This is a genomic window from Streptomyces sp. NPDC086554 (assembly GCF_040686095.1).
Classification (GTDB): domain Bacteria; phylum Actinomycetota; class Actinomycetes; order Streptomycetales; family Streptomycetaceae; genus Streptomyces.
On the sequence record NZ_JBFBJK010000002.1, the window covers coordinates 146,992 to 169,904 of the forward strand.

At 71.3% G+C, this 22,913-nt stretch carries 24 protein-coding genes, 1 tRNA gene and 1 pseudogene; 15 read left to right on the forward strand and 11 right to left on the reverse strand.

The features are described 5' to 3' along the window. Positions 1–68: 68 nt before the first annotated feature. Positions 69–980, forward strand: coding sequence for a peptidoglycan-binding domain-containing protein (locus tag AB0O76_RS03290; protein ID WP_365484778.1), 912 nt, complete (start codon positions 69–71; stop codon positions 978–980). 172 nt (positions 981–1,152) lie between these two features. On the opposite strand, the gene AB0O76_RS03295 is transcribed toward AB0O76_RS03290, so the two are convergent. Together AB0O76_RS03295 and AB0O76_RS03300 are read right to left on the reverse strand one after the other, a co-directional pair. Next, positions 1,153–1,818, reverse strand: a complete 666-nt coding sequence (locus AB0O76_RS03295; protein WP_365484781.1) for an HAD-IA family hydrolase — start codon at positions 1,816–1,818, stop codon at positions 1,153–1,155. A gap of 204 nt (positions 1,819–2,022) precedes the next feature. Further along, the gene (locus AB0O76_RS03300) at positions 2,023–2,601 is read right to left on the reverse strand and encodes a TMEM165/GDT1 family protein (RefSeq protein WP_365484784.1); all 579 of its coding nucleotides are present in this window, start codon (positions 2,599–2,601) and stop codon (positions 2,023–2,025) included. A 502-nt stretch (positions 2,602–3,103) separates the two neighbouring features. Here AB0O76_RS03300 and AB0O76_RS03305 point away from each other — a divergent pair. The 4 genes from AB0O76_RS03305 (at position 3,104) to AB0O76_RS03320 (ending at position 8,372) form a co-directional block, all read left to right on the forward strand. Then, positions 3,104–3,751 (forward strand): HNH endonuclease family protein, encoded by a 648-nt coding sequence (locus AB0O76_RS03305; RefSeq protein WP_365484787.1) that lies wholly within the window; start codon positions 3,104–3,106, stop codon positions 3,749–3,751. Positions 3,752–3,836: 85 nt separating this feature from the next. Continuing rightward, positions 3,837–5,477 carry an alkaline phosphatase D family protein gene (locus tag AB0O76_RS03310; protein ID WP_365484790.1) on the forward strand — a complete coding sequence of 547 codons (1,641 nt, stop codon included), beginning with the start codon at positions 3,837–3,839 and terminating at the stop codon, positions 5,475–5,477. A 183-nt stretch (positions 5,478–5,660) separates the two neighbouring features. Then, positions 5,661–7,862 carry an FAD/NAD(P)-binding protein gene (locus AB0O76_RS03315; RefSeq protein WP_365484793.1) on the forward strand — a complete coding sequence of 734 codons (2,202 nt, stop codon included), beginning with the start codon at positions 5,661–5,663 and terminating at the stop codon, positions 7,860–7,862. Positions 7,863–7,922: 60 nt separating this feature from the next. Next, positions 7,923–8,372 carry a DoxX family protein gene (locus AB0O76_RS03320; RefSeq protein ID WP_365484795.1) on the forward strand — a complete coding sequence of 150 codons (450 nt, stop codon included), beginning with the start codon at positions 7,923–7,925 and terminating at the stop codon, positions 8,370–8,372. Between the two features lie 83 nt (positions 8,373–8,455). On the opposite strand, the gene AB0O76_RS03325 is transcribed toward AB0O76_RS03320, so the two are convergent. Next, entirely contained in the window at positions 8,456–9,013 is a 558-nt protein-coding gene (locus tag AB0O76_RS03325) for a superoxide dismutase family protein (protein ID WP_365484798.1), read from the reverse strand. 247 nt (positions 9,014–9,260) lie between these two features. On the opposite strand from AB0O76_RS03325, the gene AB0O76_RS03330 reads away from it, so the two are divergent. Next, positions 9,261–9,881, forward strand: a complete 621-nt coding sequence (locus tag AB0O76_RS03330) for a VTT domain-containing protein (RefSeq protein WP_365484801.1) — start codon at positions 9,261–9,263, stop codon at positions 9,879–9,881. A 247-nt stretch (positions 9,882–10,128) separates the two neighbouring features. Here AB0O76_RS03330 and AB0O76_RS03335 read toward each other — a convergent pair whose 3' ends face one another. Beyond that, positions 10,129–10,356 carry a DUF2277 domain-containing protein gene (locus AB0O76_RS03335; protein WP_365484804.1) on the reverse strand — a complete coding sequence of 76 codons (228 nt, stop codon included), beginning with the start codon at positions 10,354–10,356 and terminating at the stop codon, positions 10,129–10,131. A 109-nt stretch (positions 10,357–10,465) separates the two neighbouring features. Between AB0O76_RS03335 and AB0O76_RS03340 the strand changes: the two genes are divergently transcribed. Both AB0O76_RS03340 and AB0O76_RS03345 read left to right on the forward strand, forming a co-directional pair. Continuing rightward, entirely contained in the window at positions 10,466–10,813 is a 348-nt protein-coding gene (locus AB0O76_RS03340) for a hypothetical protein (protein ID WP_365484807.1), read from the forward strand. A 40-nt stretch (positions 10,814–10,853) separates the two neighbouring features. After that, positions 10,854–11,150, forward strand: a complete 297-nt coding sequence (locus AB0O76_RS03345; RefSeq protein ID WP_365484810.1) for a hypothetical protein — start codon at positions 10,854–10,856, stop codon at positions 11,148–11,150. A 103-nt stretch (positions 11,151–11,253) separates the two neighbouring features. On the opposite strand, the gene AB0O76_RS03350 is transcribed toward AB0O76_RS03345, so the two are convergent. Next, on the reverse strand, positions 11,254–11,442 hold the full coding sequence (locus AB0O76_RS03350; protein ID WP_365484813.1) for a hypothetical protein: 189 nt from the start codon (positions 11,440–11,442) through the stop codon (positions 11,254–11,256). A gap of 69 nt (positions 11,443–11,511) precedes the next feature. Continuing rightward, positions 11,512–11,583, reverse strand: a tRNA-Val gene (locus AB0O76_RS03355). Positions 11,584–11,960: 377 nt separating this feature from the next. On the opposite strand from AB0O76_RS03355, the gene AB0O76_RS03360 reads away from it, so the two are divergent. The 6 genes and pseudogenes from AB0O76_RS03360 to AB0O76_RS03385 all read left to right on the forward strand — a co-directional run bounded on the left by AB0O76_RS03360 (position 11,961) and on the right by AB0O76_RS03385 (position 15,257). Beyond that, the gene (locus tag AB0O76_RS03360; RefSeq protein ID WP_365485526.1) at positions 11,961–13,250 is read left to right on the forward strand and encodes a hypothetical protein; all 1,290 of its coding nucleotides are present in this window, start codon (positions 11,961–11,963) and stop codon (positions 13,248–13,250) included. A gap of 129 nt (positions 13,251–13,379) precedes the next feature. Further along, positions 13,380–13,925: a DUF4383 domain-containing protein gene (locus tag AB0O76_RS03365; protein WP_365484816.1), complete on the forward strand. Its 546-nt coding sequence runs from the start codon at positions 13,380–13,382 to the stop codon at positions 13,923–13,925. A 2-nt stretch (positions 13,926–13,927) separates the two neighbouring features. Then, positions 13,928–14,362, forward strand: a pseudogene (locus AB0O76_RS03370) (aldolase); the annotation flags it as partial. Continuing rightward, entirely contained in the window at positions 14,359–14,505 is a 147-nt protein-coding gene (locus tag AB0O76_RS03375) for a hypothetical protein (protein WP_365484819.1), read from the forward strand. The pseudogene AB0O76_RS03370 and the gene AB0O76_RS03375, both read left to right, overlap by 4 nt. After that, positions 14,490–15,029: a PfkB family carbohydrate kinase gene (locus AB0O76_RS03380; RefSeq protein WP_365484822.1), complete on the forward strand. Its 540-nt coding sequence runs from the start codon at positions 14,490–14,492 to the stop codon at positions 15,027–15,029. Before AB0O76_RS03375 ends, AB0O76_RS03380 begins: the two co-directional genes overlap by 16 nt. A 9-nt stretch (positions 15,030–15,038) precedes the next feature. Beyond that, on the forward strand, positions 15,039–15,257 hold the full coding sequence (locus tag AB0O76_RS03385; protein WP_365484825.1) for a zinc ribbon domain-containing protein: 219 nt from the start codon (positions 15,039–15,041) through the stop codon (positions 15,255–15,257). Between the two features lie 19 nt (positions 15,258–15,276). On the opposite strand, the gene AB0O76_RS03390 is transcribed toward AB0O76_RS03385, so the two are convergent. The 3 genes from AB0O76_RS03390 to AB0O76_RS03400 all read right to left on the reverse strand — a co-directional run bounded on the left by AB0O76_RS03390 (position 15,277) and on the right by AB0O76_RS03400 (position 19,777). Further along, positions 15,277–16,011 carry an HAD family hydrolase gene (locus AB0O76_RS03390; protein ID WP_365485528.1) on the reverse strand — a complete coding sequence of 245 codons (735 nt, stop codon included), beginning with the start codon at positions 16,009–16,011 and terminating at the stop codon, positions 15,277–15,279. Between the two features lie 86 nt (positions 16,012–16,097). Beyond that, positions 16,098–18,572 carry a phosphoribosyltransferase gene (locus AB0O76_RS03395; protein ID WP_365485530.1) on the reverse strand — a complete coding sequence of 825 codons (2,475 nt, stop codon included), beginning with the start codon at positions 18,570–18,572 and terminating at the stop codon, positions 16,098–16,100. Between the two features lie 38 nt (positions 18,573–18,610). Beyond that, complete coding sequence (locus tag AB0O76_RS03400; RefSeq protein WP_365484827.1) at positions 18,611–19,777, reverse strand: HpcH/HpaI aldolase/citrate lyase family protein; 1,167 nt, start codon at positions 19,775–19,777, stop codon at positions 18,611–18,613. A 182-nt stretch (positions 19,778–19,959) separates the two neighbouring features. Between AB0O76_RS03400 and AB0O76_RS03405 the strand changes: the two genes are divergently transcribed. Further along, positions 19,960–20,841 carry a TerD family protein gene (locus AB0O76_RS03405; RefSeq protein ID WP_365484830.1) on the forward strand — a complete coding sequence of 294 codons (882 nt, stop codon included), beginning with the start codon at positions 19,960–19,962 and terminating at the stop codon, positions 20,839–20,841. Positions 20,842–20,883: 42 nt separating this feature from the next. Here AB0O76_RS03405 and AB0O76_RS03410 read toward each other — a convergent pair whose 3' ends face one another. Both AB0O76_RS03410 and AB0O76_RS03415 read right to left on the reverse strand, forming a co-directional pair. Continuing rightward, positions 20,884–21,630 (reverse strand): Tellurium resistance, encoded by a 747-nt coding sequence (locus AB0O76_RS03410; protein WP_365484833.1) that lies wholly within the window; start codon positions 21,628–21,630, stop codon positions 20,884–20,886. A gap of 129 nt (positions 21,631–21,759) precedes the next feature. Then, entirely contained in the window at positions 21,760–22,905 is a 1,146-nt protein-coding gene (locus AB0O76_RS03415; protein WP_360762598.1) for a DUF475 domain-containing protein, read from the reverse strand. Positions 22,906–22,913 lie beyond the last annotated feature (8 nt).

The window sequence follows — 22,913 nt, forward strand, 5'->3', positions numbered from 1 at the left end:
CCCGTTATGGCCTGTTGAAGCGCGGGTCTGCATAATCTCTGGAGTTCTCTAGGGGTGGGGTACGAAGAGTGAACAGCGCAGAAGACGGCCGTGGCGGCCGGAGACAGACATGCCCGCAGTGCGGCACGGCGCGCGAGGCGGGTAGTGCTCCCGCCTGCGGCTGTGCGGAGCGGGCGGGCGATGCGGCACGCGAGGCCAGGTCCGCGGAGGCGGCGGCCGCGGAGGACTTCGATCCGTTGCGGATCCGTCCCTATGTGACGCTGCCGGAGCCCGCGGAGGGGGCGGCAGAGGGTGCCGCGGAACCCGTGCCCGTGGTGGCGCCGCCGGTCGGGGACGCGCCTCGGTCGGCGGATGTGGGTCTGTTCGCCTCCCGGGCGCCGGACGGCGATCTGCCGCCGCCGGAGGTTTCGTACGGTGCTGACGATGAACCGGAGCCGCGTCGGGGCCGTACGGCCTGGTACGCCGGGGTGGGCGCGGCGGTGGCCGTGGTGACCGTCGCCGTCCTGGCCGCGGGGGTGTTCTCCTCCGACGACGAGCCTCGGCGGGATCGGGCGCTGCCGGACGCGCCGACGAGCGCGGTGGACGTGCCGTCCGGCTCCGCGACGCCTTCGGGGTCCGCGTCGGCCTCGGCGTCCCGCAGCGCAGCTCCTTCGCCATCGCGTACGTCTTCGGCGTCTGCCTCGACGCCCGCACCGTCCGCGACGCGGTCCACGGCGCGGGCCACGGGCTCCTTGGAGCCGGAAGCGCCGGCCTCGGGCCAGGTGCTGCGGCGCGGCGACCGGGGTGCCGAGGTCGTGGACCTCCAGGAACGGCTTCAGCAGCTTTCTCTGTACGAGGGTGAGGCCCACGGCAATTTCAACGCGCCGGTGGCGTCGGCCCTGACCCGGTTCCAGGTGGCCCGGGATACCGCCGACGCGGACGGCGAGGGCGTGTACGGCGCGGCCACCAGGGCTGCACTGGAGGCCGAGACCACGCCTTAGCCTCTGCCTGGCGCCTTGGCCCCCGGCGGTCGGCTTTTCCCGCCCACCCGCCCGATCACCCCGCAGCCTCGCCTGCGCGAACAGGCCTTCCCGCCCACCCACCCGATTGCCCCGCAATCTCCCGCTCTCGTTGCGGGCGGGTGGGTGCCGCCCCAGGCGTTCCGCGGCGCCCTCAGCCGAAGCTGAGCTCAATCCCCCCGCCGGGCACCGCAGTCACCCGTACCCGCGTCAGATCGTCGACCTGCACCGTCGGTGCGAACTCCCCGGCCCGTGGGCCGACCCCCACGACCCGCATACCCGCGGCGCGCCCCGCCGCGATCCCTGCCCCCGAGTCCTCGAAGACGACGCAGTCCGCGGGGTCGAAGCCCAGCTCGGCGGCCCCCTTGAGGAACCCCTCGGGATCCGGCTTGCTCGCGCCCACGTTCTCCGCGGTCACCCGCACTGCGGGAAGCGGCAGCCCGGCCGCCTCCATCCGCCCGGTGGAAAGCGGGACGTCGGCGGACGTCACGAGGGCGTGCGGCAGCCCATCCAGCGACGCCAGGAAGGCAGCGGCCCCCGGCACGGGAACGACACCCTCCATGTCCGCCGTCTCCTCGGCCAGCATCACGCGGTTCTCCGCGTAGTTCTCCTCCATGGACCGCTCCGGCAGCAGCACCGCCATGGAGGCGTACCCCTGCCGCCCGTGGACGACCTTGATGACGTGCTCGAAGTCGAGCCCGTGCCGCTCGGCCCAGCGCCGCCAGCAGCGCTCGACCACCGCGTCGGAATTGACGAGGGTCCCGTCCATGTCCAGGAGAAGGGCTCGGGCGGTCAGAACCGTGGCATTCGCAGCCGTCATCGACGTACTCCAGAGCGCAGAGAGAGATTCCGCAGAGGAAGAATCAAGGCGGCTCCGCCCGCCGGTCAGGGAATACGGGCGGAGCCACTTTGTTCCCACACGATACAAAACGGGGGCGCCGATCGCCAGCAGCCCAGGTCACACCCCGTACGGGACCCCCGACACCCCGGACAGGACCCCCGACAGCACCCCCGGAGGAACCCCTCAGGCAATCGCCTCATACAGGCTCCACAGCCCGAGCCCCAGCATCAGCAGCGCCGCGATCTTGGTGATGAGCGCCAGCGGCACCCGCTTCATCAGCGCCTTTCCGCCGACGATGCCGAGCCCGGCGACCGCCCACAACGCCAGCACCGCACCCAGCCCCACAGAGAGCGGGTCGTCGTAGCGTGCGGCCAGGTTCGCGGTCATGATCTGCGTCAGATCACCGAACTCGGCGACCAGGATGAGCATGAAGCCCGCGCCGGAGACCTTCCAGAAGCTCTGGTCCTTGGGCTCGCGGACCTTCTCCTCGTCCTCGCCGCCCTTCAGGAGCAGCATCGCCGCGCCGCCGAGGAAGAGCACACCGGTGAGCGCCTGCAGCAGCTGCTGCGGCAGGAGCGTCAGCACGCTGCCCGCCGCGACGGCGAGCACGACATGGACGACGAAGGCGGCCGCGACCCCGACGAAGACGTACGAGGCGCGGTAGCGCGTCCCGAGGACGAGCCCGGCCAGCGCTGTCTTGTCCGGGAGCTCGGCAAGGAAGACGACGCCGAAGACGAGCGCCATCACGCTGATGCTGATCAAGATTCCTCAATCGGTCGGGGCCACCCCGCCGAGAGCATTCGGTACTTCGCGTACGACACCTCGGCACGGCAGCGCACAACAGACGCACACGGATGTGTACGCCGGGCACTGCTTGCCGAAGGTCTCGCTGGCCGGCCACGTCGATGACGGGACCTGCCTCCGGGCGCCGGCTCAGGCGAGCTGAGCAGTATGTCGACGGTCCGGCGAAGAGCTACTCCCCTTCTGCGTCATACATCGTACGCGACGTCCGAGGGGCCCGGTCCAGGACCTTTCGGCCCCCGGAATCCGTGATCCAGGTCACGAATGCCGGGGTCGCGCCAACGCCCGCGCACGGGCCGCACCAACTCCCGCACGCATGAGCACTCATGACACGGCGCCAGAACCCTTGAACTGACCACCTGATTGACGCGACCCTGTCACCTGACGCACATCCGCAGGAAACCCCACCGCGTCACCATGACCACCCCATAGGTCAACTTCCCCCCACATCAAGGGAGTTCGCATGTCCGCTGTCTACGCGCGTCGACGTCTCGCCACTCTCACCGCCGCCGGCGCCCTCGCCGTCGGTGCGACATTCCTCACCGGCAGCCCCGCCCAGGCCGCTCCCCCGGAACCCGTCTCCGCCGCCACCGCCCGCACCTATCTCGGCCAGCTGACCGAGCAGGCCGAGGGCTCGTCCGACGGCTACAGCCGCGAGAAGTTCCCGCACTGGAGCACCCAGTCCGGCGCCTGCAACACCCGCGAGGTCGTCCTGAAGCGGGACGGCACCGACGTCGAGCAGGACTCCAGCTGTGCGGCGACCTCGGGCACCTGGGAGTCCCCCTATGACGGCGGCACCTGGACCGCCGCGTCCGACGTCGACATCGACCACGTCGTACCGCTCTCCGAGGCCTGGAAGTCCGGCGCCAGCGGCTGGACGACCGACCAGCGGGAAGGTTTCGCCAACGACCTGACCCGTCCGCAGCTGATCGCGGTCACCGACAACGTCAATCAGAGCAAGGGCGACCAGGACCCGGCCGAGTGGCTGCCGCCCACCACCTCGTACCACTGCTACTACGCCCGGATGTGGGTGGACGTGAAGCACCACTACGACCTCACGGTGAACCCGGAGGAGAAGAGCGCCCTGTCGTCGATCCTCAACGGCTGCTGATCAGCAACTGATCCTGATCCCCGGAACCTCCCCATGAACCTCCGTCGTTCCGTACCGTACGGGGCGACGGAGGAGAGTGATCAACGTGGCACGGCTGCGCCTGGGTCCGCTGCTGAGGTATGTCGACGGTTCGACGGCGACGGTCTGGGTCGAGGCCGACCGTCCGTGCACCGCCGAAGTGCGGTGCGCGGACGGCGCGAAGGGCACGGCGCACACCTTCCAGATCGACGGCCACCACTACGCGATCGTCCCGGTCACGGGACTGCGGCCTGGCACGGAGACGGCGTACGAGGTGCGGCTCGGCGGCGGTGACGCTCCGGTGTGGCCGCTGCCGGACTCGCCCTTTCCGCCGAGCACCATCCGCATGCCGGGCGAGGGCGGCGAAGAACCGCTGCGGGTCACCTTCGGGTCCTGCCGCTGGGCGGCCCCGCCGAGCGGAGAGCACGACCCCGTGGGCCCCGACGCCCTGGACACACTGGCCGCCCGGATAGCCGCCGCCCCGGACGCCGAGCGCCCCGACGTCCTGCTGCTGCTCGGCGACCAGGTGTACGCGGACCAGACGTCCAAGGCCACTCGCCGCTATCTCGCCGCCCGCCGGAGTCTCACCGATCCCCCGGGTGATCAGGTCGCGGACTACGAGGAGTACACCCACCTCTATTACGAGTCCTGGCTCGACCCCGAGGTGCGGTGGCTGCTTTCCACCGTGCCGAGCTGCATGATCTTCGACGACCACGACGTCATAGACGACTGGAACACCAGCGCCTCCTGGCTCACCGAGATGCGCGCGACCCCCTGGTGGCGCGAGCGCGTCCTGAGCGGCCTGATGTCGTACTGGGTCCACCAGCACCTCGGCAATCTGCCGCCCGCCGAACTCGAACGCAACGAGCTGTACGCGGCGGTGTGCGCGACGCCCGACGGCACCGACACCCTGCGCGCCTTCGCCGCCGCTTCGGACGCCGACCCCACGGCGACCCGGTGGAGCTACCGCCGGGACTTCGGCCGCGTACGTCTGCTCATGGTCGACACCCGCGCGGCCCGTGTCCTGGACGAGCAGAGCCGCGCGATGCTCGACCCGGACGAGGCGCGCTGGCTGCGCGAGCAGGCCCTCGAAGGCGGCTGCGACCACCTTCTGATCGGCACATCGCTGCCCTGGCTGCTGCCCCATCTCATCCATGACGCGGAGGGCTGGAACGCCGCGCTGTGCCGTGGCGAGCGGGGCGAGCGCTGGGCCCGCTTCGGCGAGAACCTGCGCCGGCGCTCGGATCTGGAGCACTGGGCGGCGTTCCCCGCGTCGTTCGACGAGCTGACGTCGCTGATCGCCGAGGCGGGCAGCGGTGCCGGCGCCCCGGCGACGGTGTGCGTCCTGTCCGGCGACGTCCATCACGCGTACATCGCGGAACCGACGTGGCCGGGCGGCGGCGGACCGGATTCGCGCGTCCTGCAGCTGACCTGCTCCCCCGTCCACAACTCCATCCACGCGTCGATAAAGCTGGGCTTCCACTTCGGCTGGAGCAAGGTGGGCCGGGCGCTCGGCCGCCGCTTCATACGGCACGGCAGAACGGCACGGGCGGCCATCAACTGGCGCAAAACGGGCGGCCCTTGGTTCGGGAACCAGCTCATGACGCTGACGCTGCGCGGCCGTTCGGCGAGCGTGCGCCTGGAGCAGGCGCGGACGGTGCGCGGGGCGGTGCGCCTGGAGCAGACGGAGGAGTCACGACTTTCCTAGGCAAAGGCGAAACCCGCCCCACGGGCCCCGCGTGACACGGCCCACACCCGGACTACGATCCTCCGCATCGGGGTTCGACTTCCCCGCTTCCGGCGGCATGATGAGGCGGACCATCCGCTTCCGATGACTTCCAAGGAGGCGGACCATCCGCTTCCAGCTCCTCTACGCCCCGGAGTCACGCCCTTGTCCGCAGCACCCGCAGCGACCGCACCGGACCAGGACATCGCTGTCGCCGTCGTCGGCGCGGGACCCCGCGGCACCAGCGTTCTGGAACGCCTCTGCGCGTCGGCCGGCGAACTCCTGCCGCCGGGCGCACGGCTGACGGTCCACGTCGTCGATCCATCGCCGCCCGGCCCGGGGCGCGTCTGGCGGACCGCCCAGCCGTCCGAGCTGCTGATGAACACGGTCGCCTCGCAGGTCACCCTCTTCACCGACGAGAGCGTCGACTGCGCGGGGCCCGTCCTGCGCGGGCCGAGCCTGTACGAGTGGGCGGCCGCGGGGCACGCACCGGGACTCGGCCCGGACGACTACCCCACGCGCGCCTGCTACGGCCGCTACCTGGAGTGGGTCTTCGCCGAGACCTTGCGCGGCGCCCCCGACGAGGTCCGCGTCGAGGTGCACGCGGCGCGGGCCGTGCGGCTGGACCCGACGGGCAAGGGGGCAGGCGGCGCGGGACGCGACGTGCTACGTGGCGGTACGCCGGCACACATACCCGACGACGACCCACCGCCACCCGCACCCGAGAGCGGCCGACTGCCCCACCAGCGCGGCCACGGCGCGGGACGCGACGTGCTGGGCGGCGGTGCGCCGGCACACGTACCCGATGACGCCCCGCCGCCACCCGCACGACTGCCCCACCAGCGCGGCCACGGCGCCCCCGCCCCCGCACTCGACGACGGCCCCCAGTCCCTCATGCTCGACGACGGCCGCGAGATCTCCGGCCTCAGCGCCGTCGTCCTCGCGCAGGGGCACCTCCCCTCGACCGGCGACCAAGCGGAGCGGCCCCTCGCCGAGCACGCCGCCCGGCACGGCCTGCGGCACATCGCGCCCGCCAACCCCGCCGACGTCGACCTCTCGGCGATCGCCCCCGGCGAGCGCGTGCTGCTGCGCGGCCTCGGCCTGAACTTCTTCGACCACATGGCGCTCCTCACGCAGGGCCGCGGCGGACGCTTCGTGACCGCGCCGTCGGGCGGCCTGCGCTACCTGCCGTCGGGGCACGAGCCGAAGCTGTACGCCGGTTCGCGGCGCGGCATCCCCTATCAGGCGCGCGGCGACAACGCGAAGGGCGCGTACGGGCGGCACGAGCCTGCCGTCCTCACCCCGGACGTCATAGCCCGCTTCCGCAAGCGCGCGGACAGCGGTGCCGCCCCCGACTTCCTCGACGAGATATGGCCGCTGGTCGCGAAGGAGGTCGAGACGGTCTACTACGCGGCGCTCGTCCGCCCCGCAGAGCGGTCCGCCGCCTTCCGTGCCGCGTTCCTCGACGTACCCCACCGCAGCCCTCAAGAGGCCCTGGTCCTGGACGAGTTCGGGATCACCGGGGCCGCCCGCTGGTCCTGGGACCGCCTCGCGCGGCCGTGCGCAGGACGCACCTTCCGCTCCCCGGACGACTTCCGCGGCTGGCTCCTGACGTATCTGCGCGATGACGCCGCGCAGGCCGCGCTCGGCAATGTTGCGAGCCCCCTGAAGTCCGCCCTCGACGTCCTGCGCGACCTGCGCAACGAGCTGCGCCTGATCGTCGACCACGGCGGCATCGCGGGACCGTCCCGGCGCACCCACCTGGACCGCTGGTACACGCCGCTCAACGCCTTCCTGTCGATCGGGCCGCCCCGGCGGCGCATCGAGGAGATGACGGCGCTGATCGATGCGGGCGTCCTGGAGGTTCTCGGTCCGCGCCTGGACGTGCGGGCCGACGCGGACGGGACCCTCCGCGCGCACTCGCCCGACGTCCCGGGGTCCGCTGTGCGCGCCACCACACTGATCGAGGCGCGGCTCCCGGAGCCGGACGTGCGCCGCACCGCGGACGAACTGCTCGGGCGGCTCGTGCGGACGGGGCAGTGCCGCCCCCATGTCGTCGACGGTTACGAAACCGGAGGCCTTGACGTAACACCCCGCCCGTATCGTCTGATCGACCGTCAAGGCCGGGCGCACGCACGGCGGTTCGCGTTCGGCGTGCCCACGGAGGGCGTGCACTGGGTGACGGCGGCGGGGGCCAGGCCCGGCGTCGACTCGGTGACCCTGTCGGACGCGGACGCGGTGGCGCGGGCCGTGCTGCGGACGGCGGCGACGGCCTCGGCGGCTTCTGCGGTGGAAGCGGTGGCGGAAGCGGTGGCGGAAGCGGAACCGTCCGAATGGCCAGATGTTGAACTTGCAAGTATCGATTAGGTGCGCCTAACCTTGGGCCTCCACTCGGTTCACGTCCCCAAACCGAAGGAGTCCCCCACCATGACTGGACGGCTCAACAGCGCCCAGCCCTACGCACTCGGCCTGTTCCGCATGGTCGTCGGCCTGCTCTTCGCCTGCCACGGCGCCGCCTCGCTCTTCGGCGTGCTCGGCGGCGCGATGGGCGGCGGCACGATCGACGCGGGCACCTGGCCCGGCTGGTACGCGGCCGTCATCCAGCTGGTCGGCGGCGGCCTGGTCGCCCTCGGCCTCGGCACCCGCGCCGCGGCGTTCATCTCGTCCGGATCGATGGCGTACGCGTACTTCAAGGTGCACCAGCCGGAGGCCCTGTGGCCGATGGAGAACGGCGGAGAGGCCTCGGCGATGTTCTGCTGGGCCCTGCTCCTGCTCGTCTTCACCGGTTCCGGCGCGCTCGGCATCGACCGTCTCTTCGCCGCGCGCGGCGAGCGCAAGGACGACACGGAGTCGGAGCGGACGCCGGTGGCCGCGTAGCTCCCACGCGGTTCGACGGAGCCCCCTTCCCCGTATTCGTACGAATACGGGGAAGGGGGCTCCGTCGCGTCCGGCCTCCCCCCTCAGCGCGGGGCGAACGGCACCGTGAAGCACGCGACGCGGTCCCCGGCACCGCCCTGCTCGCGGTGCAGGACGACGGACCCGGCCCCGCCCCGCCGGAACTCCCAGCTGTGGCGGGCGCTCACCTTGCCCGCGCCGTCCGGGCCCGCGGTGAAGTCCAGCCACACCTCGTTCCGCGGATTGACGTAGGCCGGGTCCGTCGACGGCTGCACCGGGTCATTGCGGTGCTGATAGTGACCGCCGGCCGCGGTCGGCTCGGCGCCGCACGGCTTCTGGTGCACATGAGCGCCGTACGCGTACCCCGCCTTCAGCCCCTTCACCCGGAGGGTGACCGTCATGCTGCCGCCCGGTTTCCCGTGCTGCTCGACCCCGATCCAGGAGGCCGCGGGCACGAGATCCATGTCGTACGTGATCGCGGGCGAGGGCACGAACGCCGAGGGCGGCGCGAACTGCCCATCGACCCGCACCCGGTAACAGTGCGCCGCTCCGTCACCCGCCGCACCACCGCCCGCGGCGAACACCGCCGCCGCCACGGTCCCGGCGAGTACTCCTGCCACCATCGCCCAGCTCCTTCCGTATCCATCAGCCGATGTCACTCCATACGGGTCTTTCGTACGGGACTTCGGCGCCCTACGCCGCGTCGGAAGGGGCAGCCGGGTGAACGTGATGTAGCGAACATCTGAGCCCCCAGTGGATCTCCGGCACAGGGCGCGGCGTACGCTGTACAGCTGTCACAAGCCGCCCCTGCCGCTCCCCCGCGACGTCGCGGCAGCCAAGTCGTCGACCGGGGAGTTACGGGGAATTTCGGTGCTGGAAAATCTGGGCGCACTGACCGGCAGCCCATGGATCTACGCGGTAGTGGCACTCTCCGTGCTCTTCGACATCGTCGTCCCGGTGCTGCCGAGCGGCGTCCTCGTCATCACGGCGGCCACCGCGGCGGCCGCGGCCGGGACGGGCACGGGGCGTGTTCCGCAGGAGGTCCCCGACATCCTGGCCCTCCTGCTCTGCGCGGCCACCGCCTCGGTCATCGGCGATCTCGCCGTCTACCGTCTCGCCTGTCGCGGCAGTGAGCGTCTGGACCGGGCCATCGCCCGCTCCCGCCGTCTCACCACGGCGCAGGAACGACTCGGCACGGCCCTTTCACGGGGCGGCGGCGCCCTCGTGATCATCGCGCGCTTCGCCCCCGCGGGCCGCTCGATCGTCTCACTCGCGGCCGGCGCGGCCCATCGCAAGGTGCGCGAGTTCCTGCCCTGGTCGGCACTGGCGGGCGTGGCCTGGGCCGGGTACAGCGTGGCGCTCGGCTACTTCGGCGGGCAGTGGCTCGGCGCGACGTGGCTGGCCACGGGCGTCTCCCTGGTCGCGCTGTTCGGCGCGGGCGCGGGGGCGGCGTTCCTGGTGCGGCGGCCGCGGGCGGCTGCGACGCACTAGGCGTGGACCGCTGGGGCGGGGCTAGGGCCTGTCCGATGGGTCCTGCCGGGGTCGCGACCCCTGGCACGCACTCCCCCAAGCTCTCGGCTTCGCTCGAGCAGGGAGGTGCCCCCTCCCGCGTTGTCGTCGGTTGCCAACGCTCCGCGTTGTCGCCCTCCTCCGCCTTGCAGCTGCACGCACCAGGGCCCGCTCGGCCCTGCTGAATCGCCACCCGGCGCAAAGACCGGCCCGACCCATCGGACAGGCCCTAGGCGCTCGCCTTGCTCGCCCCCCGCACCTCGAGCCCTTCGAGCAGCTCGGCGGTGGCTTCGGCGATGGCGTCCACAGCGCGGTCGAACACCTCGCGGTTGTGCGCGGCCGGGGCGCGGAATCCGGAGACCTTGCGCACGTACTGGAGCGCCGCGGCCCGGATCTCCTCCTCGGTGGCGTCTTCGGGGATGGACGGCGGACGGAGCGTCTTGATGCTGCGGCACATGCCTACAGCTTGCCGCGTCCGGGGCGGTTGAGGCGAGGGCCGGAAAGTTCACCCGTTTCAGGCGTGACTTCGCTCGCTCCTCAAAATCGAACAGGAGTACCATTACGTCGTGCCTGCAACCCCTGCGTACGACTTCCCGAGCGACCTCCTCGCCGGACAGGAGGAGCTGCACCAGGTCCGGGCCGAACTCCTGGCCCTGCTGAAGCGGCTCCCCTGGTCGGTCACGCCCCTGGACGGCTTCAGCGACGACCACGGCTGGCGCAAGGTGGAGCGCCCCGCGTCCCCCGGCTGGACCCCGGACGAACAGGCGGAGGTGGAGAAACTCCGCGCGCGGGAGCGGGAGTTGGCGGTGTTTGTCACCTGTCATCGCTTCTGGGACGAGGTGACGGGACCGGACGCGGTGGCGGCCCGCGCGCACCTCAAACACGTCCATGAGAAAGCCATTGACACGGAATGACGGCGGGCGTTGACTCCCTCTACGCCGAGGAGGTGCTGCCATGAATCTGTTGCTGGTCGTCCTGGTCCTCGCCCTGATCGGCCTGGGCTTCAATCAGCCACTCCTGTGGCTGGCCGCAGCGGCACTCGTCTTCTTCATCTTCCAGCAGTACGACCGCGCGGGCTCCAAGAACGGAAGCGGCTCTGGCTCCGGAGGCGGTTCCGGAGGGAGCTCCGGCGGCGGAGGCGGAGGGGGCGGTGGCTACCCGAAGACGTACCGCGACTACCGCCTGCGCAAGGAACGCCAGGAGCGCTGGGACCGCAGGTACCGCAGGACGCATCCGGGCTCGGGGCGCTGATTCACCACGCGTACCCCTTCGAGTCCCCCGTCAACGGCAGTGTCTACGCCATCAGTTACGGCCCGGGATCGGGCTGCGTCTACGGCGAGATCCGCAAGGCCGCCTATCGCTTCTGGGCGCGGTACCGCTTCATCAGGGCGGTGATCCTCCCGTGGTCCGCCTGCCCGTTCAGCTCGGTCAGCAGATCGTCAGGACAGAGCTCGTAGAGATCGCCCCACCACCGACGCCCTCGGCTGTCCCAGATCCTGTAGCCGCCGGGCACACCTCTGGCGACGTAGCGCCTCCTGCTCACGATCCACCCCCGAGTTGATGAGAAACCCGAAGACCCCCAGCCATGATCGGCTGGGGGTCTTCTTCCCGGTGGGCGCGGACGGTTTCGAACCGCCGACATCTGCCTTGTAAGGGCAGCGCTCTACCCCTGAGCTACGCGCCCGGAAGGTTTCGACAGCCTACCTTGCCGGTAGGGGTGCCTCCCAAACGCGTTCCGTACCCGGTGTCCGCCCGCAGCGAAGACGGCAAAGTCGCGAGGTGCGACGCGAACTAACCGACCCGTGTGTTCGTCATTAACCGGTGGGAGAATGTGACACCGGGCAAGGCGGATGACAGCACGGGAGAGGGATAGTGACGGCGACACCATCGCAGCCGTACACGCCAGACACGTCTAGCAATTCCGATACGTCGAGCACGCCGAGCACGCCGAATGTGCGTCGTCGCCGCGGGAGCGTGTGGCCGCACAGCCCCCACTCCCGCCGGGCCTCCCGCCGGGCCTCCCGCCACAGCGCCCTCCGTGACGTCGTCGCGCTCGCCCTCCTGCCCCTCCCCCTCATCGCCCTCGCCCTCCCCGCCGCCTTCGCCGGCGGCGGCACCCGGCGGTGGTTCGGCGGGCGGGGCGAGAGCATGCGGGCCGACGCGCAGGCCGCCAAGGACGCGGCGGCCGCCGCCTTCTACGAACTGGACACCGCCCAGCGCGATCTGCGGATCTCCATCGAGACCATCGTCGCCGTCGACGCGTCGCCCGCCGCACAGCGCGCCGTCTCGGACTTCGAGGCCATGGGGCGGCGGATCGACGAGGTGAGTCATCAGTACATCAGCGCCGTGGACGCGCACGATCTCGACCGGGATGATCTCGAGGCTTCTGTCGCCGCCCGTGCGCGGGCCGAGCTGACCCAGGCCAAGGACGATCTCGGCAAGGCCAAGCAGGACCTCGACCGGTTCAAGGAGGGGCTCGGCCCGCTGCTCGACAAGGCGGAGACGCAGCTCGCCCGGCTCGCCCCCGCCGTCGAGCGGGCCCGGCAGACCCTCCTCGCCGCCAGCAACGCACTGGATGCCGTCCGGGGCGCCGGGCTCAAGGCCGATGATCTGGCCGCTCGCCTCGCCGCCCTCGGGCCGGAGCTGACCAAGCTCAATCAAGGAGCCGGACAGCACGGCGTGCCGGAGACGCTGCAGCGCGCCGACCGCGTCCTGCGGGACGCCGAAGCCGTGCGCGCCGAGGCCGAGCGGCTGCCCGAGCGGGCCGCCGAGATAGACCGGCGTCTGGTGTCGCTGCGTACGCGCGCGCAGGCCCTCACCACCCGCAGCGGCCAGGTCGACCCGATCCTCAGCGAGCTGCGCCGCCGCTTCACCGCCGCCTGCTGGCAGGACCTGCAGCGCGTCCCCGACCAGGCCGCGGAGAACGTGCGGCAGGCCGAGGCCAAGCTCAAGGAGGCCGGACAGGCGCGCGACGAGCAACGCTGGCCGGACGCCACGTCCCTGCTCTCCACGGTCCGCGCCCTGCTGAACTCGACGGACGAGGCGGTCTCGGCCGCCGGTGACCGCTTGCGGCGGCTCAACGCGGTCGCGAAGGACCCACAGGAGGAGATCGAGCGCACCCGCTTCGCCATCCGCGACGCCCAGCGCCTGGCCATGGCGGGCCGCCACACCCCGGAGCAGCGGCACGCCCGCCCGCTCGACGAGTCCGTCGCCCGCCTTGACCGCGCGGTGGCGTCCCTGGAGGGCCGCCACCCGGACTACTGGCATTTCCTGACCGAGACCGAGGGCGTGCGCCGGACGGTGGCCCGTGTCGTCACGCAGATCCGGGAGGAGCGGGGCCAGGGGGCGTAGCAGCCCCAGGGTGGCGGCGGCCGTGGTTGGCGGTCCGGGCGCCGAGGGCGGATCCTGGAACTACGCACGCGGCGATCCGCACGCAGTGCCACGTATGAAGCGGCCTCCCCGCGTACCAAGGAGGCGGACATGGCCACGCATGTACTTCACCCGGGGACGAAGCGGCCCAGGCGGCATGTGACGCTGAACGAGCACCTGCCCGTCGACCACCGCCTCAGCACCGTCTACCGCGTCGGCGCGGGTCTGATGGGACTCGTCCTGCTCGCGTTCGGCATCCTCGGCCTGATCGACAGGATCGGGTTCTTCGACACCGAGGGCGATACCGTCGCCACCCTGAACACCAACGGCGCGCTGAGCGTCCTGTCGATCTGTGTCGGGCTGCTCCTCTTCGTCGGCATGGTGATCGGCGGCAACTTCGCCTCGACGCTGAACATGAGCCTCGGCGTCCTGTTCGTCCTCAGCGGCTTCGTCAATCTCGCCCTGCTGGAGAGCGACTACAACTTCCTGGCCTTCGAGATCCAGAACGTGCTGTTCAGCTTTGTGGTGGGCGTCCTGCTGATGCTCTTCGGGATGTACGGCCGTGTCGGCTCGGCCCTGCCGCACGACAACCCGTACTGGAAGGCGCGCCACCCCGAGGCCGTACGCCACGCCGAGCACGCGAACTCCAAGCACTGACCGTCTAGGTCTCCCTCAGCGGCGCCGACGCGCTCGGCGTGCTGCGCCGGGCCCGCGCCCATCTCGTCGTGACGCCGGGGCTCGGCGCCGGAGTGGACGAAGCGGTGCGGCGCGGGCTGCCCGTCGCCGCCGGGGTCCTCACCCCGACCGACGTGATCGCGGCCGGCACATCGGGCGCGACCGCGCTGAAGATCTTCCCCGCGTAGGCCATGGGCGGACCCGCGTACCTCAAGGCACTGCGGGCCCCCTTCCCCGACGTGCCGTTGGTGCCGGTGGGCGGCGTGGACGCGGTGGCCGCCGCGGAGTATCTGGCGCTCGGCGCGGTCGCGGTGGGCGTCGGCTCGCCGCTCGTCGGGGACGCGGCGGACGGCGGGGACCTGGCCGCACTGCGCAAGCGCGCCGCGGAGTTCGTGGCGGTCGCGGGGGTACGCCGATGAGCGCGGCCGGAATCGAGAGCGCCGTTGATGTCCTCACCCTCGGTGAGACCATGGTCGCCCTGCGCGGCAGCGGCCCGCTGAAGCCGGGCGGTTCGATGGACCTCCCATCGCGGGCGCCGAGTCGAACGTGGCCATCGGCCTGACCCGCCTCGGACACACCGCGGCGTGGGCGGGCGCCGTCGGCGACGACGAGGCGGGGGAGCTGGTGCTCCGTACGCTGCGCGCCGAGGGCGTCGACGTGAGCGGCGCGACGCGTGACGCGGGCGCACCGGCATCACCCCGGCCCTCGGCCCGTCCGCCGGGGACGCCTGCCTGCGGGCCCTCGAACTGGCCCGGGAGCACGGCACGACGGTCTGCCTCGACGTCAACTGCCGCTGTGCGTACCGGAAGAGACACCGGCAGGCACCGCCGCGTCCGCGCAGGCCAAGCTGCTGCTCGACGGCGAGGCGACCAGGGCGGAACTGGGGCTGTTGGGGGCGGGGCCCGGGACCGTGGTTCGCTGAGCGGCTTCGGTGGGGTCCGGTGCGCCCCGAAGGGGCGCGGGGAACTGCGCGACCAGCCACGGCACAGCCGCAGACGAGCGACGGCACCTCGCGGCACTTCCCGCGGAGCGCTTGGGCGTGGTCCGGAGGCCGGGGCCGTGGTGCCGGGGCGGGGCGCTGGTTAACCTGTGCCCATGCCCCGCTACGAATACCGCTGCCGTTCCTGCGGCGACTCCTTTGAACTGAGCCGCCCGATGGCCGAGTCCTCGGCCCCCGCCGCCTGCCCCGCCGGGCACGAGGACACCGTCAAGCTGCTCTCGGCGGTGGCCGTCGGCGGGACGAGCGCCGCGCCCGGCCCGAGCGCCGGCGGGGGCGGCGGAGGCGGCTGCTGCGGCGGGGGCTGCTGCGGCTGAAGTCGCAACAGCCGCAGCCTCACCTCGAAGCCGCGATGAACCCCCGCAGGATCTCCTCCCCCGCCGCGACCCCGCGCTCCGGCAGCACCGTGAGGCCCGGGGCCGTCCACCCCGTGTCGGCCAGTTCCCCGTGGCCCGGACGCCACGAGCGGTCGGCGGCCAGGAGCAGATCGGCGTCGAGGAGCGAGTCCCCGGCCGCGAGGATCTCGTCGGCGCCGATCCGCCGTGCCACCTCGCGCACCGCCGCGCTCTTGGTGAGCGGCTTCGGCACGGCGTAGATCTTGCGGCCCTGGAGGGAGACCGTCCAGCCGCGTGCGTCCGCCCACACCGCGAGCTCCTTGACCCAGCCCTCGGGCAGCAGGGAACGCTCGACCACCAGATACGCGAAGAGGTCCTCGGCCACCCGCTCCTTCAGGAGCCAGGCCGGGTCCGCGCTGCGCACCATGTGCGCACGGACCTCGTCGAGCGAGGCGCAATCGGCGGCGATGCGGCGGTCGACGTCCGCACGCCACTCGGGGTCGGACACCCCGTCGACGAGGAGATGCCCGCCGTTGGCGCAGATCGCGAACTTCGGTGCGGGGCCCGGCAGATGGATGCGGCCGTACTGCTCGCGCGTACGCGTGGTCGTCGGCACGAAGACCGTGCCGCGACCGACCTCGTCGAGCAGCCCGGCGGCGGTCTCGGTGACGTACGACAGCGGCTTGCTCTCGTAGACCTCGACGCAGAGCAGGCGCGGCGCTTCGGCGTCGGGCATGGTCAGGCCGAGCGCGGCGGCGGAGTAGATGAGGGTGCGGTCCAGGTCGCTGGCGACGAGCACCGTGCGGGGAGTGCGGGGAGTGCTCACTTGGCCGCCACCGCCTTGCCGTCCGTGCCGGTGGCGCCGCGCGTGAACTGAGGGTGGATCAGTCCGACGCAGGTGTAGGGGAGTTCGTCCACTTCCTCGACCGGTACGCCGCGCTGTTCGGCGAGGAGTCGTACGTGATCGAGGTCGGCACCGGCACCGGCGCGCGCCAGGATCTTCCAGGGCACGCGGCGCAGCAGCACGCGCGTCGTCTCGCCTACGCCCGGCTTCACCAGGTTCACGTCGTGGATCCCGTACTCCTCGCTGATCCGCTCGACGGCCGCCCAGCCCTCCCAGGTCGGCGCCCTGTCCGCCGAGAGCACCTCCTTGACCTGGGCGGCGACGGCGTCGGCCACCTCGTCGAAGCGGTCCACGACGGCGTCGATGAAGTCGAGGGAGACGTCTGTGTCGGCGAGCTCTCGGTAGAACTTGCCGCCGTGGAAGTCGTCCGGGCCGACCAGGTCCGCGCGGAGCACCGTGCGCGATATCAGGCCGGACACCGTCGAGTTGAGGCAGGCCGAGGGGATGAGGAAGTCCTCGCGGGTGCCATAGGTGCGCACGCACGAGCCGGGGTCGGCGAGCACCGCGATCTCCGGGTCGAAGCCGGCCGGACCACCGGACTCCTCGAACTCCCGCACGGCGTCGGCCAGTTCGCGGGTGATGGCGCCCTTGCCCGTCCATCCGTCGACGAAGACCACGTCGGCCGGGTCGTGGTGGGCGGCGAGCCAGCGCAGCGCGTTGGCGTCGATGCCGCGCCCGCGCACGATCGACACGGCGTAGTGCGGCAGGTCGAGGCCGTGCCGGTGGTGCGCCCAGCGGCGCATCAGCACGCCGACGGGCGTGCCTGCGCGGGCAAGGGAGACGAGGACCGGACGCGGGGAACGCTCGGCGAGCACGGTCTCGGTGACGGTGCCGACGGCCTGCGCGATCCGCGCGGCGGAGGTGTCGAGCGCGGCCCGGAACAGCTCCTGGTACTGCGGGCTCGGCTGATACTCGACGGGCAGCGACTCGGCGTAGTGCGCGCCACCGCTCTGTATCGCCTCCTCGCGCTCCTCGGTGGGCGCTTCCAGGGTCACGTCCGAGAGGTCCTGCAGCAGCCAGCCGACGTCTTCGGGTGCGTACGAGGAGAAGTCGGGGCCACGGAGGGGCTCGGGCAGCATAAGGGGCCTTTCAGGGGCGTGCTCGGGAGCGTGCTCGGGGACGCTCTCGGGGACGTACGAGGGCACGACGGCGAGCAGGACCTGCGGGGTGTGCGCGGCGAGCTGCGCCAACAGGCCGTCGGGCGCGTGCAGTTGGGGTCCGTCGCCCACGGAGTCGACCACGGCGACGATGGCGTCGAAGCCGCCGCCCGCGACGTTGTACGCGTACCGCTCACCGGGCCCGTCGGCGGGCTCGTCGTGCGCGGGGAAGACGAGGCGGCTGCGGATGGCGTAGCCGGGGTCGTCGACGGCGAGGACGGGCGAGCGGGTGGTGGTGGAGTACCGGACCTCGGCGTCGCTGCCGCCCAGCCACTCCTCCAACGCCTCCCCCAGGGCCAGCGGCGCATACATCAGCTCTTCGAAGCCGAGGACGAGGACGCGGGCAGGGACAGGTGCGGAATCCGGGGCCAGCGCCCGGGCGAGGCGTTCTGCCATCCCCGGCAGCGCCGCGTCGAGCGCCGCCCGGTGCTCGGGCGTGAACCCGTGGCGGCCGCCGTCCGGGACCCGGGCGGGCCAGTCGAGCTCGACCCGGGTGACGGTGCCCCGTTCCCGGCGCGGCGTGGGAAGCGGCGCCGCCGCCTCGTGCTCCGCGACCAGCGCCTGCCCCTTCTCCAGGACGCCGTCCGGCAGGCGCACCGTGCCGGACGCCATCGCGATCAGGTCGACCCGCGCGCCGATCTCCTCGGCGAAGGCGGCCAGGCGGCCCTGGTCCTCGGGCGAGCGCATGTCGACGAGCGCCACGATGACGTACCAGTCGCGCGGATAGCGCTCGTGCAGCGCGCGGATCGTGTTGAGGACCGTGTTGCCGGTGGAGAACTCGTCGTCCACCAGGACCAACGGGCCGTCCCCGGCAAGAAGTTCCGGGTCGGCCGGGAGCAGCAGGTGCGAGGTCGCGTGCGAGTGGGACTCCTCGAAGCCGCCCGCCTGGCGCACACCGTCGACCGGGCGGCGCGTGGAGTGCAGATAGGGCGCGAGGCCGATGCCGTCCGCGACGCTGTGGCCGAGGCCCGTCGCCGTCTCCGCGTAGCCGATGACGACCGCGCGCCGGGCCTCGGCGTCGCCGAGCAGGGCGCGCGCCCTCACACCCAGGTCGTGCCCGGCCGCGTACACGACGGAAGGCCGCTGGGGCACATGCTTGCCGAGGACGTTCGACACCAGCAGGTGCGCGCGCTTGGGGTTGCGGCGCAGGGCGAGCCCGAGCAGCTCGCCCAGGCTCGCGTCGCCGACGAGCTCCACGCCGAGCCGCTCGGCGACCCACGTCCCGGACCACACCATGTCGTCGTTCACAGTCCCTACGTTCCTCAATACGTTCCTCAACCGGAGAGCCCGGCGGTGAGCAGCTCCACGAAGCCGATGTCCTCGCGCGCGACGCCGAACACCTCGGCGCGCTGCAGGGTCCGCTCGGCCCAGGCGCGGTGCGGCTTCACCTCGTTCATCTTGTTCGTGTACGCCGAGCGCATGACCCCGCCGCCGCCCCGCTCCGGGCGCAGGATGTCCTCGGCGTCGCTGAACTCCTCGTGGCTGACGACCGAGAGCGCGTGCACGGGCAGCACGTGCGAGGGGTGGATGCAGGTCTTGCCGAGCAGGCCGTTGGCCCGGTCCAGCTCGATCTCACGGAGCAGCCCGTCGATGTCGTGCTCGATGAGCGCCTGCCGCAGTTCCTCCGCCCGCCCTTCCAGGAAGGGGCTGCGGCGCAGCTGCGGCTTGAACATCCTCTCCTGGACGCGGAAGTACTCCCACACCGGACCGGTCACGGTGAAGCCCGTGCCGTCGGCCCTGCCGAGGTGATTGACCACGTCGGCGATGACCGAGGCCACGATGTGGACGTCGTACGCGGTCATGTGCGGCGGCCTGCGCAGGCCGTACGCGGAGCAGAAGTCGGTGACGCCGAGGCGCAGCGCGAGCACCCGCTCGCGGTACTTGTCGACGGTGCGGGCGATCCCGGCGAGGACCTCCGTGCGGCTCTCCAGGTGCAGCAGCTCGGGCGATTCGAGGACGGGCATCGCGAAGAGCCGCCGCCCGGTCGCCGCCTCGGCCGCGGAGAGCGACTCCAGGAAGGGGACGCCGCGCTCCTCGGTGAACTTGGGGAGCACGAATCCGGACAGCAGGCGGATGCCGTCGCCGAGGCGCTGGGCGAGGTCGGCTATCTGCTCGGGGGTGCGGACCCGGATGAACAGCAGCGGCGGCTTGGCATCCTTCCGGGCGGCCAGGTCCGCGAACTGTCTGACCAGGTTCTCCTCGGCCCCGACGACCTCCGCGTCGTCGATCGAGTCTTCGAGGCAGAGCACCATCGAGATCACGCCACGCCCGGCCTGTCTGAGGATGTCGTCGGCGAGCCGGGGGCGTGTGGCAGGGCTGTACAGCGTGGCGCCGAGCGCCGCCGCAAGCAGGCGGGGAGAGGAGTCGGCGGTGAAGTCGCACGGCTCCCGATGGAAGAGGCGCTGTCGCACCTCTGGGGCAATATGCCCGAAATGACGCATGAAATTCCCCTGTACTCGTCGGCGCGGCCCGACGTGATGTGGCCGGTAATAGTACGTAGGGACGGGTGTCAAGGGTTCCCCGTGGGCATGAAATTCAGGTAACCCGGCCATGTCAGACACAGACACCACACACAGTCACCCCCGCGTTGTCCCGTCCGCGACCGGGAAGGCAGGATGACCGCATGACGCACGCGATGTTGAAGGGGTCGAACGTCCCGCTCGAAGCCACGGCCGTCCGCGCCGTGCTGCGCTGGACCCCGGGACAGGGAGTCCCCGACGTCGACGCGTCGGCGCTCCTGCTCGGCGCCGACGGCCGCGTGCGGTCCGACGAGGACTTCGTCTTCTACAACCAGCCGCGCCACCCCTCCGGCAAGGTCTGGCGCCTTGGAAAGAAGCGGGTCGCCGAAGGCCTGACCGACACGATCCAGACGGACATGGCGGGCCTCGATCCCGCGGTGAGCCGGGTCCTGCTCGTCGCCTCGGCGGAGGACGTCCCCTTCGAGCGCGTACGCGCGCTGCGGATCCTGCTGTACGACGCCGCCACCACCGAGGGCGAACCCCTTGCGTACTTCGACATCACCCCGCAGACGGGCGCCGAGACCGCGCTGATCTGCGGCGAGCTCTACCGGCGCGCCGACGCCTGGAAGTTCCGCGCCCTGGGCGAGGGCTATCTGAACGGTCTGGAGGGCCTCGCAGGCGACTTCGGCATCTCCGTGGACGAGTCGGAGGCCGTGCCCGAGCCGACGCCCGAGGCCTCGCTCCCGCAGCCGGCCCAGGCCCAGGCCCAGCCGCAGCCCGCGCCACAGCCCTTCCCGTCGTCCGCCGCGCCCACCGCGCCGGTTCCGCAGCCCTTCCCCGCGCCGGCGCCCCAGCCCTCGTACGGTTATCCGCCCGAGCCAACGCGCCAGCCCATGCCGCAGCCTTCGTACGGCTATCCGCAGCCCGCGCCCGCCCAACCGGCGCCGGTCGCACAGCCTTCGTACGGCTATCCGCAGCCGGTCGCGCCGATGCCCGACCCGAACTTCCGGCTGCCCCCGCAGGGGCCGCAGTTCCTGAACCGCTGAGGAGGAGGGGCCAGGGGCGCCGAGAGCCCCGCAGGGAGGCACTCAGCCGCCGCCCGCCTTCGCCTTGTAGCCCCGGCCCCACTGCAGTCCCCAGCCGTAGAGACGGTCGAGCTCGGCCTGGAAGCCGTACACGAACTTCACCTCGCGGCGCACGACCAGCTCGCCCTTGACGTTCTCCAGCGAGGCCACGGCGCACGACCGGGCCTGGGGCTGGCGCTCGTCGAGGTCGATCTCGATCCGCGGGCCGTTGCTGGGGTAGAGCGTCACCTTGGCGTGTGTGCGGTCGAAGGCGGGCGTCTGGTCGTAGATGTACGCGAAGAAGAGCAGCCGCTTGATCGACTCCCGGTGGTCGAGGTTCACATAGACCGTCTCGCCGGACGGCGAACCGAACCGGTCGTCACCGCTGAGCTTCACGTACGGCGGCGCGTTGAGGCTCCCGAAGAAGCTGCCCAGCGGCTGTACGACACCCTTGGCACCGTCCACCAGCTCGTACAGGCAGCCGAGGTCCAGGTCCACGTTGACCACGCCCTGGGTGTGCGCCTGCACCACGTCGGGCTGGAACATCTTGAAGGGGTGCCGCAGCAGGCCGCCGCCCCCGCGCTGCTTGCCGATGATGTCGGACGTACGCATCTGCCAGGAGAGGTTGACCCGCAGATTGCCGGTGGCCGCGCCCTGTTTGTTGAGCGAGACCGTCGGATGCCGCTTGGTGAGTTCGATGGAGTTGGTCGCGGCGCTGCCCGACTCGAAGTCCATCGAGCGCCCACGCCATAAACCGTCCCAGAAGGACATTGCCGCCCCCAAAGTCGCGTGCGTATACCGAACGGGGCGGTCTTCGAGGAGTCCACCTCGAAGACCGCCCCGCTGAAGCGTTCCTCACTGGGCCCCCGGTCACACCCCGGAGGTCAGAACGTCAGGACGTCAGACGCCGGACGAGACCTCGGCCTTCTCGTCCGACCCCGAGTCCCCTTCGGCCGCCGCAAGCGCGCGGTTGCGGCGCACGGACGACCAGAAGGACCAGGCGATCAGGAGGACACCGATGCTGCCGGTGATGACCTCGTGGATCTCGTACTGGATCGTGACCAGCAGGAGCACCGCGAGGGCGCCGATCGCGTAGTGCGCGCCGTGCTCCAGGTAGACGTAGTCGTCGAGGGTGCCCTGGCGGACCAGGTAGACCGTGAGCGACCGGACGTACATCGCGCCGATGCCGAGGCCGAGCGCCATCAGGACGATGTCGTTGGTGATGGCGAAGGCGCCGATGACGCCGTCGAAGGAGAACGACGCGTCCAGGACCTCGAGGTAGAGGAACATGAAGAACGCGGCCTTGCCGGCCATGACGACCGCAGGAACCTTCTTGCCGCTCCTCTTGGCCGCTTCCTCCTCCTCGTGCTCACGCTCCTCCTCTTCCTCGAGTTTGTTCTCGAAGAAGCCGGAGAGGCCGCCCACGATCAGATAGGTGATGAGTCCGGCGACGCCGGAGAGCAGCACCGTCTCCGCCTTGTCCGCGTGCGTCCCGCCATGCTGGTGGGCGTGGGTGGCGACGGTCATCGCGGAGATCATGAGCACGATGAGCGCGATGCAGACCGACAGCATGTCGATCTTGCCGAGCTTGGCGAGCGGGCGCTCGAGCCAGCCCAGCCACTTGATGTCACGGTCCTCGAAAACGAAGTCGAGGAAGATCATCAGGAGGAACATGCCACCGAAGGCGGCGATCGACGGGTGCGCGTCGGTGACCAGCTGCTGGTACTGGTCCTTGTCGTTGAGCGCGAGCCGCACGGCCTCGATCGGGCCGATCTTGGCGCTGATGGCCACGATCGCGACGGGGAACACAAGCCGCATGCCGAAGACAGCGATCAGCACACCGATGGTGAGGAAGATCTTCTGCCAGAAGGCATTCATCTTCTTCAGGATCCCGGCGTTGACCACCGCGTTGTCGAAGGACAGCGAGATCTCGAGGATCGACAGGATCGCCACGACCCCGAATCCCGTCCACCCCCCGTAGAACACCGCCGCGACCAGGCCGAGCGCGGTAACCGCGAACGACCAGCCGAAGGTTTTCAGAAGCACTGGCTACC

Bases quoted from the DNA above. Each gene is read 5' to 3' on its own strand.
- AB0O76_RS03295 (WP_365484781.1), bottom strand. From the start codon at position 1,818: ATGACGGCTGCGAATGCCACGGTTCTGACCGCCCGAGCCCTTCTCCTG.
- AB0O76_RS03305 (WP_365484787.1), top strand. From the start codon at position 3,104: ATGTCCGCTGTCTACGCGCGTCGACGTCTCGCCACTCTCACCGCCGCC.
- AB0O76_RS03320 (WP_365484795.1), top strand. From the start codon at position 7,923: ATGACTGGACGGCTCAACAGCGCCCAGCCCTACGCACTCGGCCTGTTC.
- AB0O76_RS03325 (WP_365484798.1), bottom strand. From the start codon at position 9,013: ATGGTGGCAGGAGTACTCGCCGGGACCGTGGCGGCGGCGGTGTTCGCC.
- AB0O76_RS03335 (WP_365484804.1), bottom strand. From the start codon at position 10,356: ATGTGCCGCAGCATCAAGACGCTCCGTCCGCCGTCCATCCCCGAAGAC.
- AB0O76_RS03345 (WP_365484810.1), top strand. From the start codon at position 10,854: ATGAATCTGTTGCTGGTCGTCCTGGTCCTCGCCCTGATCGGCCTGGGC.
- AB0O76_RS03365 (WP_365484816.1), top strand. From the start codon at position 13,380: ATGGCCACGCATGTACTTCACCCGGGGACGAAGCGGCCCAGGCGGCAT.
- AB0O76_RS03375 (WP_365484819.1), top strand. From the start codon at position 14,359: ATGAGCGCGGCCGGAATCGAGAGCGCCGTTGATGTCCTCACCCTCGGT.
- AB0O76_RS03385 (WP_365484825.1), top strand. From the start codon at position 15,039: ATGCCCCGCTACGAATACCGCTGCCGTTCCTGCGGCGACTCCTTTGAA.
- AB0O76_RS03390 (WP_365485528.1), bottom strand. From the start codon at position 16,011: ATGCCCGACGCCGAAGCGCCGCGCCTGCTCTGCGTCGAGGTCTACGAG.
- AB0O76_RS03395 (WP_365485530.1), bottom strand. From the start codon at position 18,572: ATGGTGTGGTCCGGGACGTGGGTCGCCGAGCGGCTCGGCGTGGAGCTC.
- AB0O76_RS03400 (WP_365484827.1), bottom strand. From the start codon at position 19,777: ATGCGTCATTTCGGGCATATTGCCCCAGAGGTGCGACAGCGCCTCTTC.
- AB0O76_RS03405 (WP_365484830.1), top strand. From the start codon at position 19,960: ATGACGCACGCGATGTTGAAGGGGTCGAACGTCCCGCTCGAAGCCACG.
- AB0O76_RS03410 (WP_365484833.1), bottom strand. From the start codon at position 21,630: ATGTCCTTCTGGGACGGTTTATGGCGTGGGCGCTCGATGGACTTCGAG.